Annotated in this window: 14 protein-coding genes; 6 read left to right on the forward strand and 8 right to left on the reverse strand. The window is 66.2% G+C overall.

All coding sequences use genetic code 11. The annotated features are described in order from the left end of the window. Positions 1 to 10: 10 nt before the first annotated feature. Genes ttcA through GOQ09_RS04625 form a run of 3 tightly spaced genes read right to left on the reverse strand, consistent with a single transcriptional unit; the run spans position 11 to position 2,157 of the window. Positions 11 to 940, reverse strand: a complete 930-nt coding sequence (ttcA, locus tag GOQ09_RS04615) for a tRNA 2-thiocytidine(32) synthetase TtcA (RefSeq protein ID WP_157612085.1) — start codon at positions 938 to 940, stop codon at positions 11 to 13. Between the two features lie 52 nt (positions 941 to 992). After that, complete coding sequence (locus GOQ09_RS04620) at positions 993 to 1,367, reverse strand: dihydroneopterin aldolase (protein WP_126747977.1); 375 nt, start codon at positions 1,365 to 1,367, stop codon at positions 993 to 995. A 13-nt stretch (positions 1,368 to 1,380) separates the two neighbouring features. Continuing rightward, on the reverse strand, positions 1,381 to 2,157 hold the full coding sequence (locus GOQ09_RS04625; RefSeq protein ID WP_157612086.1) for an SDR family oxidoreductase: 777 nt from the start codon (positions 2,155 to 2,157) through the stop codon (positions 1,381 to 1,383). A 26-nt stretch (positions 2,158 to 2,183) separates the two neighbouring features. Between GOQ09_RS04625 and GOQ09_RS04630 the strand changes: the two genes are divergently transcribed. Continuing rightward, positions 2,184 to 3,296, forward strand: coding sequence for a class I SAM-dependent methyltransferase (locus GOQ09_RS04630; RefSeq protein ID WP_157612087.1), 1,113 nt, complete (start codon positions 2,184 to 2,186; stop codon positions 3,294 to 3,296). A gap of 678 nt (positions 3,297 to 3,974) precedes the next feature. Further along, positions 3,975 to 4,841, forward strand: a complete 867-nt coding sequence (locus GOQ09_RS04635; protein ID WP_157612088.1) for a TauD/TfdA dioxygenase family protein — start codon at positions 3,975 to 3,977, stop codon at positions 4,839 to 4,841. 12 nt (positions 4,842 to 4,853) lie between these two features. On the opposite strand, the gene GOQ09_RS04640 is transcribed toward GOQ09_RS04635, so the two are convergent. Beyond that, positions 4,854 to 5,249: a DUF5329 family protein gene (locus GOQ09_RS04640; RefSeq protein ID WP_157612089.1), complete on the reverse strand. Its 396-nt coding sequence runs from the start codon at positions 5,247 to 5,249 to the stop codon at positions 4,854 to 4,856. Positions 5,250 to 5,366: 117 nt separating this feature from the next. On the opposite strand from GOQ09_RS04640, the gene hisN reads away from it, so the two are divergent. From hisN to GOQ09_RS04655, 3 genes are read left to right on the forward strand one after another with little or no spacing between them, the layout of a single operon-like run. Beyond that, complete coding sequence (gene hisN / locus GOQ09_RS04645; RefSeq protein WP_157612090.1) at positions 5,367 to 6,143, forward strand: histidinol-phosphatase; 777 nt, start codon at positions 5,367 to 5,369, stop codon at positions 6,141 to 6,143. 9 nt (positions 6,144 to 6,152) lie between these two features. Continuing rightward, entirely contained in the window at positions 6,153 to 6,347 is a 195-nt protein-coding gene (locus GOQ09_RS04650; RefSeq protein ID WP_126747984.1) for a DUF2905 domain-containing protein, read from the forward strand. Between the two features lie 46 nt (positions 6,348 to 6,393). Continuing rightward, the gene (locus tag GOQ09_RS04655) at positions 6,394 to 7,320 is read left to right on the forward strand and encodes an ROK family protein (protein ID WP_157612091.1); all 927 of its coding nucleotides are present in this window, start codon (positions 6,394 to 6,396) and stop codon (positions 7,318 to 7,320) included. A 49-nt stretch (positions 7,321 to 7,369) separates the two neighbouring features. Here the strand turns inward: GOQ09_RS04655 and GOQ09_RS04660 are convergent, their stop codons facing one another. Beyond that, positions 7,370 to 8,896 carry a PLP-dependent aminotransferase family protein gene (locus tag GOQ09_RS04660; RefSeq protein WP_242630992.1) on the reverse strand — a complete coding sequence of 509 codons (1,527 nt, stop codon included), beginning with the start codon at positions 8,894 to 8,896 and terminating at the stop codon, positions 7,370 to 7,372. A 175-nt stretch (positions 8,897 to 9,071) separates the two neighbouring features. Between GOQ09_RS04660 and GOQ09_RS04665 the strand changes: the two genes are divergently transcribed. Then, the gene (locus tag GOQ09_RS04665) at positions 9,072 to 9,416 is read left to right on the forward strand and encodes a hypothetical protein (RefSeq protein WP_157612092.1); all 345 of its coding nucleotides are present in this window, start codon (positions 9,072 to 9,074) and stop codon (positions 9,414 to 9,416) included. Positions 9,417 to 9,428: 12 nt separating this feature from the next. Here the strand turns inward: GOQ09_RS04665 and otsA are convergent, their stop codons facing one another. The 3 genes from otsA to otsB are packed head-to-tail and all read right to left on the reverse strand — an operon-like array spanning position 9,429 to position 13,524. Continuing rightward, positions 9,429 to 10,814 carry an alpha,alpha-trehalose-phosphate synthase (UDP-forming) gene (otsA, locus tag GOQ09_RS04670; RefSeq protein ID WP_157612093.1) on the reverse strand — a complete coding sequence of 462 codons (1,386 nt, stop codon included), beginning with the start codon at positions 10,812 to 10,814 and terminating at the stop codon, positions 9,429 to 9,431. Beyond that, positions 10,811 to 12,733 (reverse strand): glycoside hydrolase family 15 protein, encoded by a 1,923-nt coding sequence (locus tag GOQ09_RS04675; protein ID WP_157612094.1) that lies wholly within the window; start codon positions 12,731 to 12,733, stop codon positions 10,811 to 10,813. Before GOQ09_RS04675 ends, otsA begins: the two co-directional genes overlap by 4 nt. Beyond that, positions 12,730 to 13,524, reverse strand: coding sequence for a trehalose-phosphatase (gene otsB, locus GOQ09_RS04680; RefSeq protein ID WP_207309926.1), 795 nt, complete (start codon positions 13,522 to 13,524; stop codon positions 12,730 to 12,732). Before otsB ends, GOQ09_RS04675 begins: the two co-directional genes overlap by 4 nt. Positions 13,525 to 13,577: the final 53 nt, after the last annotated feature.

Raw genomic sequence — 13,577 nt, forward strand, 5'->3', positions numbered from 1 at the left:
GGTTGCCGGTTCAGCCCTGAAGAATGCGCAGGGCTGCGGGTGCCTGGGAGAGCAAGTCGAAAGAGGGCGCGTCGAAGGCCTTGTCGCCGTCTTCGTCGGCCACGCCCGTCGCCTTCAGACCCTTGAAGTCGTGCCGCGTTCCGTCCAGCAGGTGCGAAGGCACCACGTTCTGCAGCGCGGTGAACATGTTTTCCACGCGGCCGGGGTGCTTCCTGTCCCATTCGCGCAGCATTTCGCCGACCTGCTTGCGCTGCAGGTTTTCCTGGCTGCCGCACAGGGTGCACGGAATGATCGGAAACTCACGGTGCTGCGCCCAGCGCACCAGGTCTTTCTCGGCCACGTAGGCGAGGGGGCGAATGACGATGTGCTTGCCGTCGTCGCTCACCAGCTTGGGAGGCATGCTCTTGAGCTTGCCCGCGAAGAACATGTTGAGGAAGAAGGTCTGCAGCATGTCGTCGCGGTGGTGCCCCAGCGCCACCTTGGTGGCACCGAGTTCGTCCGCCACGCGGTACAGGATGCCGCGGCGCAGGCGGCTGCACAGGCCGCAGGTCGTCTTGCCTTCGGGGATCACGCGCTTGACGATGCTGTAGGTGTCCTGGTTCTCGATGTGGAAGGCCACGCCAAGCTCGCTCAGGTACTTGGGCAGCACCTCTTCCGGAAAGCCCGGCTGCTTCTGGTCGAGGTTCACCGCCACGATGTCGAAGTGAATCGGTGCACGCGCCTTCAGCTTGAGCAGGATGTCCAGCATGGCGTAGCTGTCCTTCCCGCCCGAGACGCACACCATGACCTTGTCGCCCTCTTCGATCATGTTGTAGTCGACGATGGCGCGGCCCACCTCGCGGCACAGGCGCTTTTCGAGCTTGTGCGTTTCGCGCTCGATCTTCAGGGAATTGGTGGCGGCGCCGGCGACGGGCGCCTCGTCGATCCAGACGGCGTTCATTGGTGGGCTACTTCAGTCAAAACGAGGGGAAGACCCCCGATTTTGCCTTGGATCACCATTCCCCGGCTTCGATGCGGATAGCCACCTCGCAGTCGTCGAAGATTTCGAGCTTGGCGATCTTCACCCGCACGCCGCGCACGCCGGGCAGCTGCAGCAGCCGCTGCGCGAGCTTGCCGATCAGGCTTTCGAGCAGGTTCACGTGTTCGGCGGTGCACTCGTCGATGATGATGCGGCGCACCTTGCGGTAGTCCAGCACATGAAAGATGTCGTCGTCCTGCGGCAGCAAAGGCTGCGGGCCGAGGTTGAGCTCGGCATCGACCAGGATCGGCTGAGGCGCCCGCTTTTCCTGCTCGAGGATGCCCAGGTTGGCGTCGAAGCGCAGCCCCTGGAGGGTGAGGGTCTGGTGGCCGTGCGGTATGGAAGACATGGTGTTGTGGTGCTCACATGAGCGAGAAATCGCGCTCGAATCTCATCAGGTGCTGGCCGCCGTCCACCAGCAGCGTGGTGCCGGTGATCGAGTTGTTTTCCAGCGCAAATTTCACCGTGGCCACCACGTCGGCCGGGGTGGAAGAGCGGCCCAGCGGCGACAGCTTGTGCAGCTGGGCAAACTTTTCGTCGTCCAGCATATGGCTCGAGAGCGTAAGGCCGGGTGCCACGCCGACCACCCGCACGCGCGGCGCCAGGGCCAGCGCCAGCATGGGCGTGGCGGCTTCCAGCGCGGCCTTGGAGAGCGTGTAGCTCAGGAAGTCGGGGTTCGGGTTCCAGAGCTTCTGGTCGAGCAGGTGCACCACCGCGCCTTGCGCATCGCGCAGCGCCAGATGGTCGCGCAGCGCCTGTGCCAGCAGAATGGCCGCGCCGGTGTTGCTGCGCGCATGGCGCTCCATGAGCGCATAGCTGAAGCTGGCTGCGTCGTCATGCTCGAAGAGCGCCGCACTGTGGACCACCGCATCGACCCCGCCGAAGTGCGCCGCCACCCGCGGCAGCAAGGCACGGGTGGCGCCTTCGTCGAGCAAATCGGCCTCGAAGGCGGCCGATTTGCCCGAGAGCCCCGCGCATTCGGCGGACGTTTGCTCGGCCTCGATGCGAGAGCTGCGGTAGTGCACCGCCACCTGCCATCCCCCCGCGGCCAGCGCCAGTGCAATCTCGCGCCCCAGCCGGCGGCCCGCACCCGTGACGAGAACGGTGCGGGGGCCTGCGGAAAGCGGTGCTGTGCTCATGCGGACAGAGAAGGGAGAATCGGGGGGTGACGACAAAGACGACGAACAGTTTACCCATCGCCCTCGATGCCCTGATCGCCCGCGCCGTGGAACGCGCCGGCGGCTGGATCGGGTTCGACCGCTTCATGGCACTGGCCCTGTATGCGCCGGGGTTGGGCTACTACGCCAACACCTCGGCCAAGTTCGGCCACATGCCGTCTTCGGGCAGCGACTTCGTGACCGCGCCCGAACTCACGCCCATGTTCGGCCAGGCACTCGGCGCGCAGGTGGCCGAGGCGCTGCAGAAGACCGGCACCGACACGGTCTGGGAGTTCGGTGCCGGCTCCGGCGCCCTGGCCGTGCAACTGCTGCACGCGCTCGACGAAATGGGCCTGACGGACGTGCGTTACCGCATCGTCGATCTTTCGGGCACCTTGCGCGAGCGCCAGCAGCAGGCCCTGGTACGTTATGCGGACAGAGTCGAATGGCTCGCCGAACTGCCCGAATCGATGCAGGGCGTGGTGATTGGCAACGAGGTGCTCGACGCGATGCCGGTGCAACTGTTGGCGCGCGTTGGCGGCCGGTGGTTCGAGCGCGGCATCGTGCGGAATGCGCCAGGCACCGGCTGGACCTGGGCCGACCGCGAGACCGCGCTGCGGCCGCCGCTGGAGGTGCCGGGCGAACACGACTACCTGACAGAAACCCATCATCAGGCCGAGGCTTTCGTCGCAACCCTCGCGGACCGCCTGGTGAAGGGCGCGGCCTTTTTCATCGACTACGGCTTTCCGGAGCGCGAGTACTACCACCCGCAGCGTCACATGGGAACCGTGATGTGCCACCGGGCGCATCAGGCCGATGGCGATCCGCTGTCCGACGTGGGCTACAAGGACATCACGGCGCACGTCAACTTCACGGGCATTGCGCTTGCGGGGCAAGAGGCGGGGCTCGAGGTGCTGGGCTATACCAGCCAAGCGCGGTTTCTGTTGAACTGCGGGTTGCTGGCGAGGATGGAGCAGGGCTCTGCTGCGGAGAGGGGAATGGCGGCTCGGCTCATTCATGAGCATGAGATGGGGGAGCTGTTCAAGGTGGTGGGGTTTGCTGTGGGGGAGGCTTGGGAGGCGATGGGGTTTGTGGAGGGGGATCGGAGCCATATGCTCTGACTCTTTGATCTGCTGGCTTGCTTCGTTTTGATTCCGAGGCCGGGATTCCGCCCGGCGGCGGACTCACTTTCTTTTGCTTCGCCAAAAGAAAGTAAGCAAAGAAAAGGCGACCCCACTGTCTGCGACCCTCCGCTTCGCTGCGGGCAACCTGCGGTGCTCGTGTTTCGCGGGGTCCGCAGAACTCGCTTCGCTCAGACAGCTGCGGCCCTGATCCGCGAAACCCTGTGCTCCTCGGCGCATACAGAGGGGCTGGGAGCCGAACGGGCCTTTGCTTCGCTCGGCCACTAGGCCACCGCGGCGCTGCGCGCCGCGGTAGTTGAGATTGAGTTGGGCTGTTGATATTGGCGGTTGGCTGTTGGGGCCGAGCGAAGCGAAGGCCGCCCGCTCCCGCCCCTTCTGTATGCGCCGAGGAGCGCAGATGGAGGCGGGATCAGGGCCGCAGCTGTTTGAGCGCAGCGAGTTCTGCGGACCCCCGCCGGAGTCGAGCACCGCAGGTTGCCCGTAGCGCAGCGAAGGGACGCAGACAGTAGGGGTCGCCTTTCTTTGCTTACTTTCTTTGGCGAAGCAAAGAAAGTGAGTCGCCCGCCGGGGCGAGACCCGGCCCCGGAACTCAAAACAACATAAGTTACCAACGAAGAGTTCGTTGAACAAACACCTCCTCACGCCTACATTGGCGAAATGACCCCCGCCTCCCAGCACTTCGAAGTCCGCCCCTTCAACGCCCCCGTAGGCGCAGAAATCCTAGGCCTCGACATTTCCAAACCCATCAGCGCCGAAGACTTCAAGCGCATCCACCAAGCGCACCTCGAACATCACGTCCTGGTCTTCCGCAACCAACAAATCACCCCCCAAGAGCACATCGATTTCAGCCGTCGTTTCGGCCCGCTCGAAATCCACGTGCTTCACCAGTTCCACCTGAAGAACCACCCCGAGATCCTGATCGTCTCCAACATCAAGGAAAACGGCGAACCTATCGGCTTGGGCGACGCGGGCGTTTACTGGCATTCGGACATCTCGTACAAGCCCCAGCCGAGCCTCGGCTCGCTGCTGCACGCGCAAGAGCTGCCGAGCGAAGGCGGCGACACGCTCTTTGCCGACCAGCATCTCGCCTGGGAAGCGCTCAAGCCCGAACTGCAGCAGCGCATCCTGCCGCTCAAGGCCGAGCACAGCTACCTCGCCAAGTACGAAGAACTGCGCGCCAAGAACCCATGGCGGCCCAAGCTCTCGCAGGCGCAGATCGACCAGGTCGCACCCGCGGTGCAGCCGGTGGTGCGAACGCATCCGGAAACGGGCCGCAAGGCGCTGTTCGTCAGCGAGCATTTCACGACGCGCATCGTCGGCCTGCCGCAGGATGAGAGCGACGCACTGCTGGCCGAACTGTTTGCGCACAGCGTGAAGCCCGAGTTCGTGTACCGCCACCAATGGGCGCCGCACGATCTGGTGTTCTGGGACAACCGCTCGCTGATGCACCTTGCGGCCGGCACGCCCGACCACCTGCGGCGTCGCCTCAATCGCACGACCATCGTGGGCGACACGCCTTTCTGACGTGCGCCGGTTTCAGCTGGCGCGGGGCTTCGCACCGCCCTTGCGCAGCGTGCGCAGCTCGGCATTCAGGAACTCGCTGGCGTCCTTCATCGAGCCATTCGGCATCTTGACCTGGTAGGCCTTGCCGGTCATTTCAGAGCGGGACGCGCAGCGGTCGATGAAGTCTTCCGCCGTGGCGATCTCGTCTTTGAAGTGGTCGAACTTGGCCCGCATGTGCTTGGCGGCGTCGTCGGCGTCGTGCGCCTTGCCGTTGCGCATGAAGGTCACCGTCTTCATCTGCGAGACGCGCTGGATCAGCGTGTCGATGAGCTTCTGCTCCGACGCGGAAGGGGCGGCCTGGGCCAGTATGGCCATGGAGCCGAGCAAGAACGCCAGCAGCGTCACGCGCAAAAATCGAAATGGAGCCATTCAGTAGTGTCAAGGGACGGGTGGGTAGTTCGGCCCATGCTAGAGCGCCGGGCCCTGGCGTGTCAAACCGAGCCCGGCTCGGGTCTAATCGCAGTTTTGGCACGCGTCACTTCTTTCATGAGCTCCCCGACCCCCGATCTCCTGTCGATTGCCGATGCGCTGGCCGATGCGGCCGCCGCGCAGTCGATGCGCTTTTTCCGCACGCCGCTCGACATCATCACCAAGGCGGACGAAAGCCCTGTCACGCTGGCGGATCGCGCCGCCGAAACGGCCATGCGCGAGATCCTGGCCGCCCGTGCGCCGGCGGACGGCATCTTTGGCGAAGAGCACGGCCTGGAGCGGCTCGACGCCGAGCGCGTCTGGGTGCTCGACCCGATCGACGGCACGCGCAGTTTCATTACCGGCTCCCCGCTCTGGGGCACGCTGATCGGCGTGCTGCAAGGCGCCCGCGTGGTGCTCGGCATGATCGACATGCCCGTGCTCAAGGAGCGCTGGATCGGCCAGGCCGGCAAGGGCGCCACGCGCGACGGCCATCCGGTGCACGCCAGCGGCTGTGCAGACGTAGCCGAGGCCCGCATCGTCACCACCTCGCCCGACATCTTTGCGCCGGCCGACTGGCAGGCTTTCGACCGGCTGAGCCGCCAATGCGCGATGCGGCGCTTCGGTGGCGACTGCTACGGCTATGCCCAGCTCGCGGGCGGCACCATCGACCTGGTGGTGGAAACCGGGCTGCAGCCCTACGACTACCTGGGCCCGGCGGGCGTGATCGAGGCGGCGGGCGGCGTCATTACCGACTGGCAGGGGCGGCCTTTGGGCCTGGAGTCCGACGGCAGGGTCATTGCGGCCGCAACGCCCGAACTTCACCGACAAGCCATGGCTGTTCTTGCGGCCTAGACTGTTCCCATGTTCCGCTGGCTGATCGTCGTCGTCCTTGCACTGGTGCTCATGAGCGGGCTCACGGCCTGGCTGCGCCGGTTCGGCTTCGGGCGATTGCCGGGCGACTTCGAGTTCCGCGCTTTCGGCCGCGAGTGGCAATTGCCCATCTCCAGCACCCTGGTGCTCAGCATGATCGCGGCGCTGGTGGCGCGCTTTATCTAGCGCCATCGATGAACCAGAAACCGAAAAGAAAGAGAAGAACCACGCGATGAGAGCCTGTGTTGACATCGGCGGCACCAAGGTGGCCGTGAGCCTTTCCGCATCGAGCGATGCGCCGCTGGTCGGCCGTCGCAGCGAACCGACGGCCAAGACCGGCGACAACGACGCCGTGGCCGTGCAGATCATGCGGATGATCGAGGAGGCCTGTAGCGAGCAAGGGATCGATATCGCCGCGATCGAGCGCGTCGGCGTCTCGTCGACCGGCCCGTTCGAACTGCGCGACGGCATGGTGGAGCTGGCCACGCCCAACATCTGCGGCGGCATCGCCGGCCCGGCGCGCGGCCTACCCAACAACTGGATGACGGCCATCATCGAAGCACCGCTGGCGCAGCGCTTCGGCAGCGTGCGGGTCGAGAACGACGCCGTGGCCGCCTTGGAGGCTGAACGCCAGTGGGGCGCGCTGCAGGGGCTGGACAATTGCGCCTACGTCACCTGGAGCACCGGCGTGGGCGTGGGCTTGTGCGTCGATGGACGCGCGCTGCGCGGCAAGAACGGCAACGCCGGCCATGCGGGCCACAGCTTTGTGGCGGACGATGCCAGCGGCGCGCTCTGCGGCTGCGGCAATCTCGGCGATGTGGAAGCGCTGGTGGCGGGCAACTCCATTGCGCGCCGCTTCGGGCAGCCCGCGCCCGACCTGTTTTCCGCTGCTTCCGCGGGTGAGCCGCATGCCATAAGCATCGTCGATGCCTTGTGCCGCGTGACGGGACGCATGCTCTACAACCTGGTGGCCACGCTCGATCTCCAGCGCATCAGCCTGGGCGGCAGCGTGTTCTGGCACCACCGCGACTTTCTGCTGCCGCGGCTGCAGGCGCAGGTCGACGGCAAGCTGCTGCCGCTCACGCGCGGCGTGACGCTGGTGCCCGCGGGGCTCGGCGAAAAGGTCGGCGATTACGCCGCCCTGGCGCTGCTCGACTGAGAAGGTGCGAATGAACCTGCTGCGCACCCCGATCTCGCACCTGCGGTCCTCACCGTACGCGAGTACGGTTCCGGTCCTCGACGCAAGCTCGAGGCGCTCGCGACGGTTCCTTCACACCTTCTGACGCCGGCGCACTGCGGCTCATCAGCGTCTCGACGATCTGGCCCAGGCGGCGCAGGCCCGAGTCGACCGCCTCGCCATACGGCCAGCCGCAATTGATGCGCAGGTAATGGTCGAAGCGCGAGGAGTTCGAGAACAGCGTGCCGGGCGCCACCACGATCCGCTCGGCCAGCGCCGCGTCGAAAACCCGCGATGACGAAAGGCGCTCCGGCAGTTCGACCCACAGCTGCAGCCCGCCCGGCGGCAGGTTGATGCGCGTGCCCGGCGGAAAGTAGCCGGCAATCGCATCGGCCGTTTGCTCGCGCTGCGTTTTCAGGCAGGCGCGCAGGTGGCGCAAATGGCGGTCGTAGGCGCCGGTGCCCATGAACAGGCCCGCCGCGCTTTGCGAAACCCCCTCGTTGTTGCGCGTTTGCGCGAACTTGAGCATTTCCACGCGCGCCTGCCACCGGCCGGCGGTGATCCAGCCCAGCCGCAGGCCGGGTGCCAGGATCTTGTGCAGCGAGGCGCAGTGAATCACGTTGCCGCTGGTGTCCCACGACTTCAGCGCGCGCGGCGGCGTCGGTGCGTCGACGAGCTCGCTGTAGGTGTCGTCTTCGATCAGCGGAATGGCGTGCCGGTCGCACAACTGCGCGAGCCGTGCCTTGTGTGCATCGGGCATCACGCTGCCCAGCGGGTTCTGCAGGTGCGGCACCACCACCACGGCCTTGATGTTGTCGTAGGCGCCGATTGCGAGTTCCAGCGCCTCGATCGAGATGCCCGTTTGCGGGCTGGTCGGGATTTCCAGCGCGCGCATGCCCAGGCTCTCGAGCACCTGCAGCAAGCCGTAGAAGGTGGGTGACTCCACCGCCACCGTGTCGCCCGGCTGCGCCACGGCGCGCAGCGCGAGGTTCAGCGCCTCGATGCAGCCGTTGGTCACCAGGATGTCTTCCGGCGAGATCGTCATGCCCACCCGCACGCTGCGCTGCGCGAGCACTTCACGGAACTGCCGATGGCCCTTCAGTTGCGCCGCCACTGTCAGCAGGTCGGGTTGCTGGCGCAGCACGCGCGTCATTGCATTGCGCAAGGCCTCGGCCGGGTACAGCTGCGGTGCGCCGCGCGCAATCGAGAGATTGAGCTTTTCCGGAATCTGCCGGCGCCGCGCCACGAAGTCCGACACCTTGGCATGGATGCCCACGTACTGGGCCGGATCGGGCGGCACGCCCGCCGCGGGCTCTTCCATGGGGGCGATAGCCAGCCGCTTGGGCCGCCGCACAAAGTAGCCCGAGCGGTCGCGCGCTTCGACCCAGCCGTCGCTCTCCATCGTGCGGCACAGCTGCAGCGCCGTCGACAGGCTGATGTCGTGCAGGCGCATGAGACTGCGCAGCGAAGGCAGCTTGTCGCCCTGCTTGAGCGAACCCGTGTGGATCGCGTCCACATAGCGTGCAGCAAGCTGGCGGTAGAGCGGTAGCGAATCCATGGCGTCGATGCTCTCCCTGTCGCGCGTCCGAAAACAGATGCAGATGCGAAGAAAAACGACCATAACAGATGCACCTGGGAAGCCGCTGTTACGGTGCGAATCGCCTTGTCGTGTGCCTGTTTTCTGGGCGCCCGAATTCCTACGATGACCGCACCAACTCCAGAAGGTGCGCCTCATGTCTCCCCTTACGCTCGATAGATTGCCCGATACCCTCGTGCTGCATCCTGGGCAGGCCTTGCGTGCCTCGCTCGATCCCGCCGCATGGATCGAAATGCAGGAAGGCTGCGCCCAGCTCGTGTCGCCGCCGTCATGGTTCGGCGATACGGTGTTCACCGCGAAGACCGTGCTGAACGAAGGCGACGTGCATCGCCTGGAGCGCGGCGGCTGGATCGAACTCTCGGCGCTCACCCCGGTGCGGCTGCGCGTGCATGCACCGCGGCAGGCGGCGGTTGCGCCGGCGTCCCGGCCTGCGGAAGCACGGCCCGTGATGCGGCTGGTGCGGCTCCTGACCGGAACCTAGCCGCCCGGCTCCTTACCGCTGGCTCGCTGCTTCGCGCAGCGCATCGAGAAAGCTGCGCCGCCACCAGTGAATGTCTTGCTCGCGGATGCGCGACAGCAGCTTCTGGTGCCGCTCGCGCCGCTCCTCGAGCGGCATCTGAAGCGCCTGCTGCACGGTTTCGGCGGTGCCGTGCGTATCGTAGGGGTTCACCAGCAGCGCTTCCTTCAGCTGCTCGGCCGCGCCGGCAAAGCGCGAGAGCACCAGCACGCCGGGGTCCGCCGGGTCCTGCGCGGCAATGTATTCCTTGGCGACAAGGTTCATGCCGTCGCGCAGCGGCGTGACCAGCCCCACCGCGGCAGCGCGGCAGAGCCCCGGCACGCGCTTGCGCGCCACCATGCGGTGGATGTAGCGCACCGGCATCCAGTCGAGCTCGCCGTAGTCGCCGTTGATGGCGCCGCACAGCGATTCGAGCTCCCGGCGGATGTCGCCATAGGCATCGACCGTCTCGCGCGTGGGCGACGCGATCTGGATCAGCGTGGCGCTGCGGCGGTTCTCCGGGTAGTTGGCAAGCAGCTCGCGGAAGGCGCGCACCCGCTGCGGAATGCCCTTGGAATAGTCGAGCCGGTCGATGCCCAAGAGCAGCCGCCGCTGCGAGTATTCGCGCTTCATGGTCTCGAACATGTCGCGCGACTCCTTGGCATGCGTGAGCGCCGCGAACTCGTCGACGTCGATGCCGATGGGGAAGGCGCTGCAGCGCACCGTCTGGCCGTAGGCGCGGTACATGTCGTCGCCCAGGTATTCGCCATGCGCCTCGTTGCGCACGTAGTGCTCGAAATGCTGCACGTCCTGCTGCGCCTGGAAGCCGATCAGGTCGTAGGAGAACAGCGAGCGCATGAGCCACTCGTGCTGCGGAACGGCCGCAATGATGATCTGCGGCGGCAGCGGAATGTGCAGGAAGAAGCCGATGCGCTGCGTGCAGCCCATGGCGCGCAGCTCGGCCGCGAGCGGCATCAGGTGGTAGTCGTGGATCCAGATGATGTCGTCGGGCTTGAGCATCGGCATCAGCTTGCGCGCGAACAGCTGGTTCACGCGCCGGTAGCCGCCGATGAAGCCGGCTTCGAAGTGGGCAAGGTCGAGCCGGTTGTGGAACACCGGCCACAGCACGTCGTTGCTGTAGCCCAGGTAGAAGCTGTCGTGGTCCTCGCGGCTCAGGTCGATGGTGGCCAGCGTGACCTTGCCGGCCTGCTGCATGTGCAGCTCGCCTTCGCCCGTGGGGCCGTCTTCCACGATTTGCCCGCTCCAGCCGAACCAGAGGCCGCCGCTTTGCTGCAGGCTTTCGCCCAGTGCAACCGCCAGGCCGCCGGCCGCCGGTTTGCGTGGATCCGCCACGCGATTCGAAACAACAACCAGACGACTCATATGCACGAATCCCAGGGCGCCGACAGCCGAACGGCCGCGTTGATGATGCCGACCATCGAATACGTCTGCGGAAAGTTGCCCCACATTTCGCCCGTGACCGGATGCGTGTCTTCCGAGAGCAGGCCGAGAGGATTGCGCGCCGCGAGCATGGTCTCGAAGATCTGGCGGGCCTCGGCTTTCCGGCCGATCTTGGCCAGCGCGTCGATGCGCCAGAAGGTGCAGATGTTGAACGCGGTCTCGGGCTTGCCGAAGTCGTCGGCCGCCTCGTAGCGGCGCATGTAGGGGCCGTCGCACAGCGACTTTTCCATGGCGTCGACGGTGGAGATGAAACGCGGGTCGCGTGCGTCGATCAGCCCGACCTCGACCATCAGCAGGATGCTGGCGTCCAGCTCGTGGCCGCCAAAGCTCTCGGCAAAGGCCTGGCGCTCCTCGCACCAGGACTTGGCCAGGATTTCTTCCTTCATGCGCGCGGCATGGCCGTGCCAGTACGCGGCGCGCTCAGGCAGTTCCAGCGCCCGCGCGATCTTGGCCAGCCGGTCGCACGCGGCCCAGCTCATCAGTGCCGAGCTGGTGTGCACGCGGGCGCGGGTGCGCAGCTCCCACATGCCGGCATCCGGCGTGCCATAGACGCGGATCGCCTGCTCGCCCACCGCCTCGAGGTGCGGAAACTCGGCCACGCCCGCGCGTGCGAGCAGCCTGTGGTCATGAAAGGCCTGCGCGGCGCCGAGCACGATGTTGCCGTAGACGTCGTGCTGAAAATGCTCCTGCGCCTGGTTGCCCACGCGCACGGGGCCCATGCCGCGGTAGCCCGCAAGGTTCTCGACCATCGATTCCGGCAATTCGCGCTCCAGCCCGATGCCGTACAGCGGCTGGATGTGCTCGCCGTGCGAGCCGATCACCACGTTGCCCAGCCAGCGCAGGTAGTCTTCCATGGTGCCGACTTCGCTCAGCGAATTGAGCGCCCGCACCACGAAGAAGGCATCGCGCAGCCAGCAGTAGCGGTAGTCCCAGTTGCGCTGGCTGCCCGGCGCCTCGGGAATGCTCGTGGTCATGGCCGCCACGATGGCGCCCGTGTCTTCGTACAGAGAGAGCTTGAGCGTGATGGCCGCGCGGATCACCGCGTCCTGGTACTCGAACGGAATGGCCAGCCGCTTGCTCCAGGTGCGCCAGTAGGCAATGGTTTCCTGCTCGAAGCTGCGCGCCGTGTCGGCAATGCCGTCGAGCAGGGTTTCGTCGACGCCGAACATGAAGTTGTATTCGCGCGAGATCACGAAAGGCTGGCGCGAAAGAATGTGCGAAATCGATGCGTCGGTGTTGAGCCGCAGCGTGAGGTCCGGCCCCACGTAGCGGATGTGGTTGCTGCCGCGCGTAACTTCTACCGGCGCCGAGGCACCCCACTGGAACCGCGGGTCGAGCGCCACGCGGATGCGCGGCGCGCCGGCAATCGGCCGCACGCGGCGCACCAGCATCAGCGGACGGAAGTAGCGCGAGCGGCTGTAGAAGCGCGGCGCAAAGTCGGTGATCTCGATGCCCTGGCCCGCGCTGTCGAACAGCTGGGTGCGCAGCACCGCGGTATTGGGTTCGTACCACTGCTTGCTGGAGGCGAAATCCTCGATTTCGATGGACCAGGCACCGGCGTCTTCACCGGGGTGCAGCAGGGCGTTGAACACCGGATCTCCGTCGAAGCGCGGCAAGCAGCACCACACGGCGCGCCCGCGTGCGTCGATGAGCGCGCTGTAGGCGCAGTTTCCAATCACGCCGACATTGAGCGAAGGCTCGGCCGGCGGGCCGAAGCCGCGCGGCACCGCCGAAGCCGCAGCGCGTGGATCGACGGGCGCGCGGTCGTCGGGCCCGGCGGCGCCGGCAAGCGAAATGCCCGCACGGTCTTCAGGTGCCTTGGGCAGTTGCAGTTCGCTCATCCAGCACTCCTCGGGTTTTCGTCTTTCTTGTGTTCCGGCGCGGCCAGTTGATCGCGCAGCTGCACCAGCCATTCGTACACCGCCCGCGGCGATTCGAGCCGGTGCAGCGCCAAGCTTGGGCCCGAGCCCACCTTGATGCCAATGCCGCCGCGCGGCTGCACCACCGCAAAGCCGCTCTCGTCGGTGGTGTCGTCGCCCGCAAAGACCGGCATGCGCCCGGCGAACGGGGGCTCGTTCATGAAGGCCTCGATCGCAATGCCTTTGTTGATGCCCGTCGGCTTGACTTCGAACACGAACTTGCCGTGCAGGAGTTCGAGCTGCGGCCGGCCGGCGATGGCACGCGACATGGCGTCGCGGCACACGGCCTCGAGCTGCGGCGCGAGCCGGTAGTGCAGGGCAATGGCCGCGTGCTTGCGTTCGACCAGCAGGCCTTCATGCACGCGAGCCAGTTCATTGGCAATCTCGAGAATCGGCACCAGGTCGGGGGCGTGCTGCTCCTGCATGCGGCCTTTCGAGTCGCGCCGCTGCACGCCGTGCTCGCCAGCCGCCGGCAGCCGCAGCGGCGCAAGAAAACGGTCGATGGCGTCGATCTGGCGGCCCGACACCACGGCCAGGGCGCCGCCGAGCTGGTCGCGCAGGTTTTCGAGCAGTGCCACCAGCGCGGGAGGAACTTCGACAGCCTCGGGAGTGGGCGCAAGTGCGACCAGCGTGCCGTCGAAGTCGAGAAAAAGGGCTGTATCTCGCCCCAACGGAGGGGGCAATTGTGAAGACACTTGGGAGGACATTGGCATCGCCGAAAACCATAACACGGGCATAGCAATTCCCGTGTCGGCCAAAGTCGGAC

The organism is Variovorax paradoxus (genome assembly GCF_009755665.1).
Lineage (GTDB): Bacteria > Pseudomonadota > Gammaproteobacteria > Burkholderiales > Burkholderiaceae_C > Variovorax > Variovorax paradoxus_G.

Coding starts and splice junctions, on each gene's coding strand:
- GOQ09_RS04650 (WP_126747984.1), top strand. CDS start 6,153: ATGTTCCGCTGGCTGATCGTCGTCGTCCTTGCACTGGTGCTCATGAGC.
- otsB (WP_207309926.1), bottom strand. CDS start 13,524: ATGCCAATGTCCTCCCAAGTGTCTTCACAATTGCCCCCTCCGTTGGGG.
- GOQ09_RS04620 (WP_126747977.1), bottom strand. CDS start 1,367: ATGTCTTCCATACCGCACGGCCACCAGACCCTCACCCTCCAGGGGCTG.
- ttcA (WP_157612085.1), bottom strand. CDS start 940: ATGAACGCCGTCTGGATCGACGAGGCGCCCGTCGCCGGCGCCGCCACC.
- hisN (WP_157612090.1), top strand. CDS start 5,367: ATGAGCTCCCCGACCCCCGATCTCCTGTCGATTGCCGATGCGCTGGCC.
- GOQ09_RS04665 (WP_157612092.1), top strand. CDS start 9,072: ATGTCTCCCCTTACGCTCGATAGATTGCCCGATACCCTCGTGCTGCAT.
- GOQ09_RS04640 (WP_157612089.1), bottom strand. CDS start 5,249: ATGGCTCCATTTCGATTTTTGCGCGTGACGCTGCTGGCGTTCTTGCTC.
- GOQ09_RS04655 (WP_157612091.1), top strand. CDS start 6,394: ATGAGAGCCTGTGTTGACATCGGCGGCACCAAGGTGGCCGTGAGCCTT.
- GOQ09_RS04625 (WP_157612086.1), bottom strand. CDS start 2,157: ATGAGCACAGCACCGCTTTCCGCAGGCCCCCGCACCGTTCTCGTCACG.
- GOQ09_RS04660 (WP_242630992.1), bottom strand. CDS start 8,896: ATGGATTCGCTACCGCTCTACCGCCAGCTTGCTGCACGCTATGTGGAC.
- otsA (WP_157612093.1), bottom strand. CDS start 10,814: ATGAGTCGTCTGGTTGTTGTTTCGAATCGCGTGGCGGATCCACGCAAA.
- GOQ09_RS04635 (WP_157612088.1), top strand. CDS start 3,975: ATGACCCCCGCCTCCCAGCACTTCGAAGTCCGCCCCTTCAACGCCCCC.
- GOQ09_RS04675 (WP_157612094.1), bottom strand. CDS start 12,733: ATGAGCGAACTGCAACTGCCCAAGGCACCTGAAGACCGTGCGGGCATT.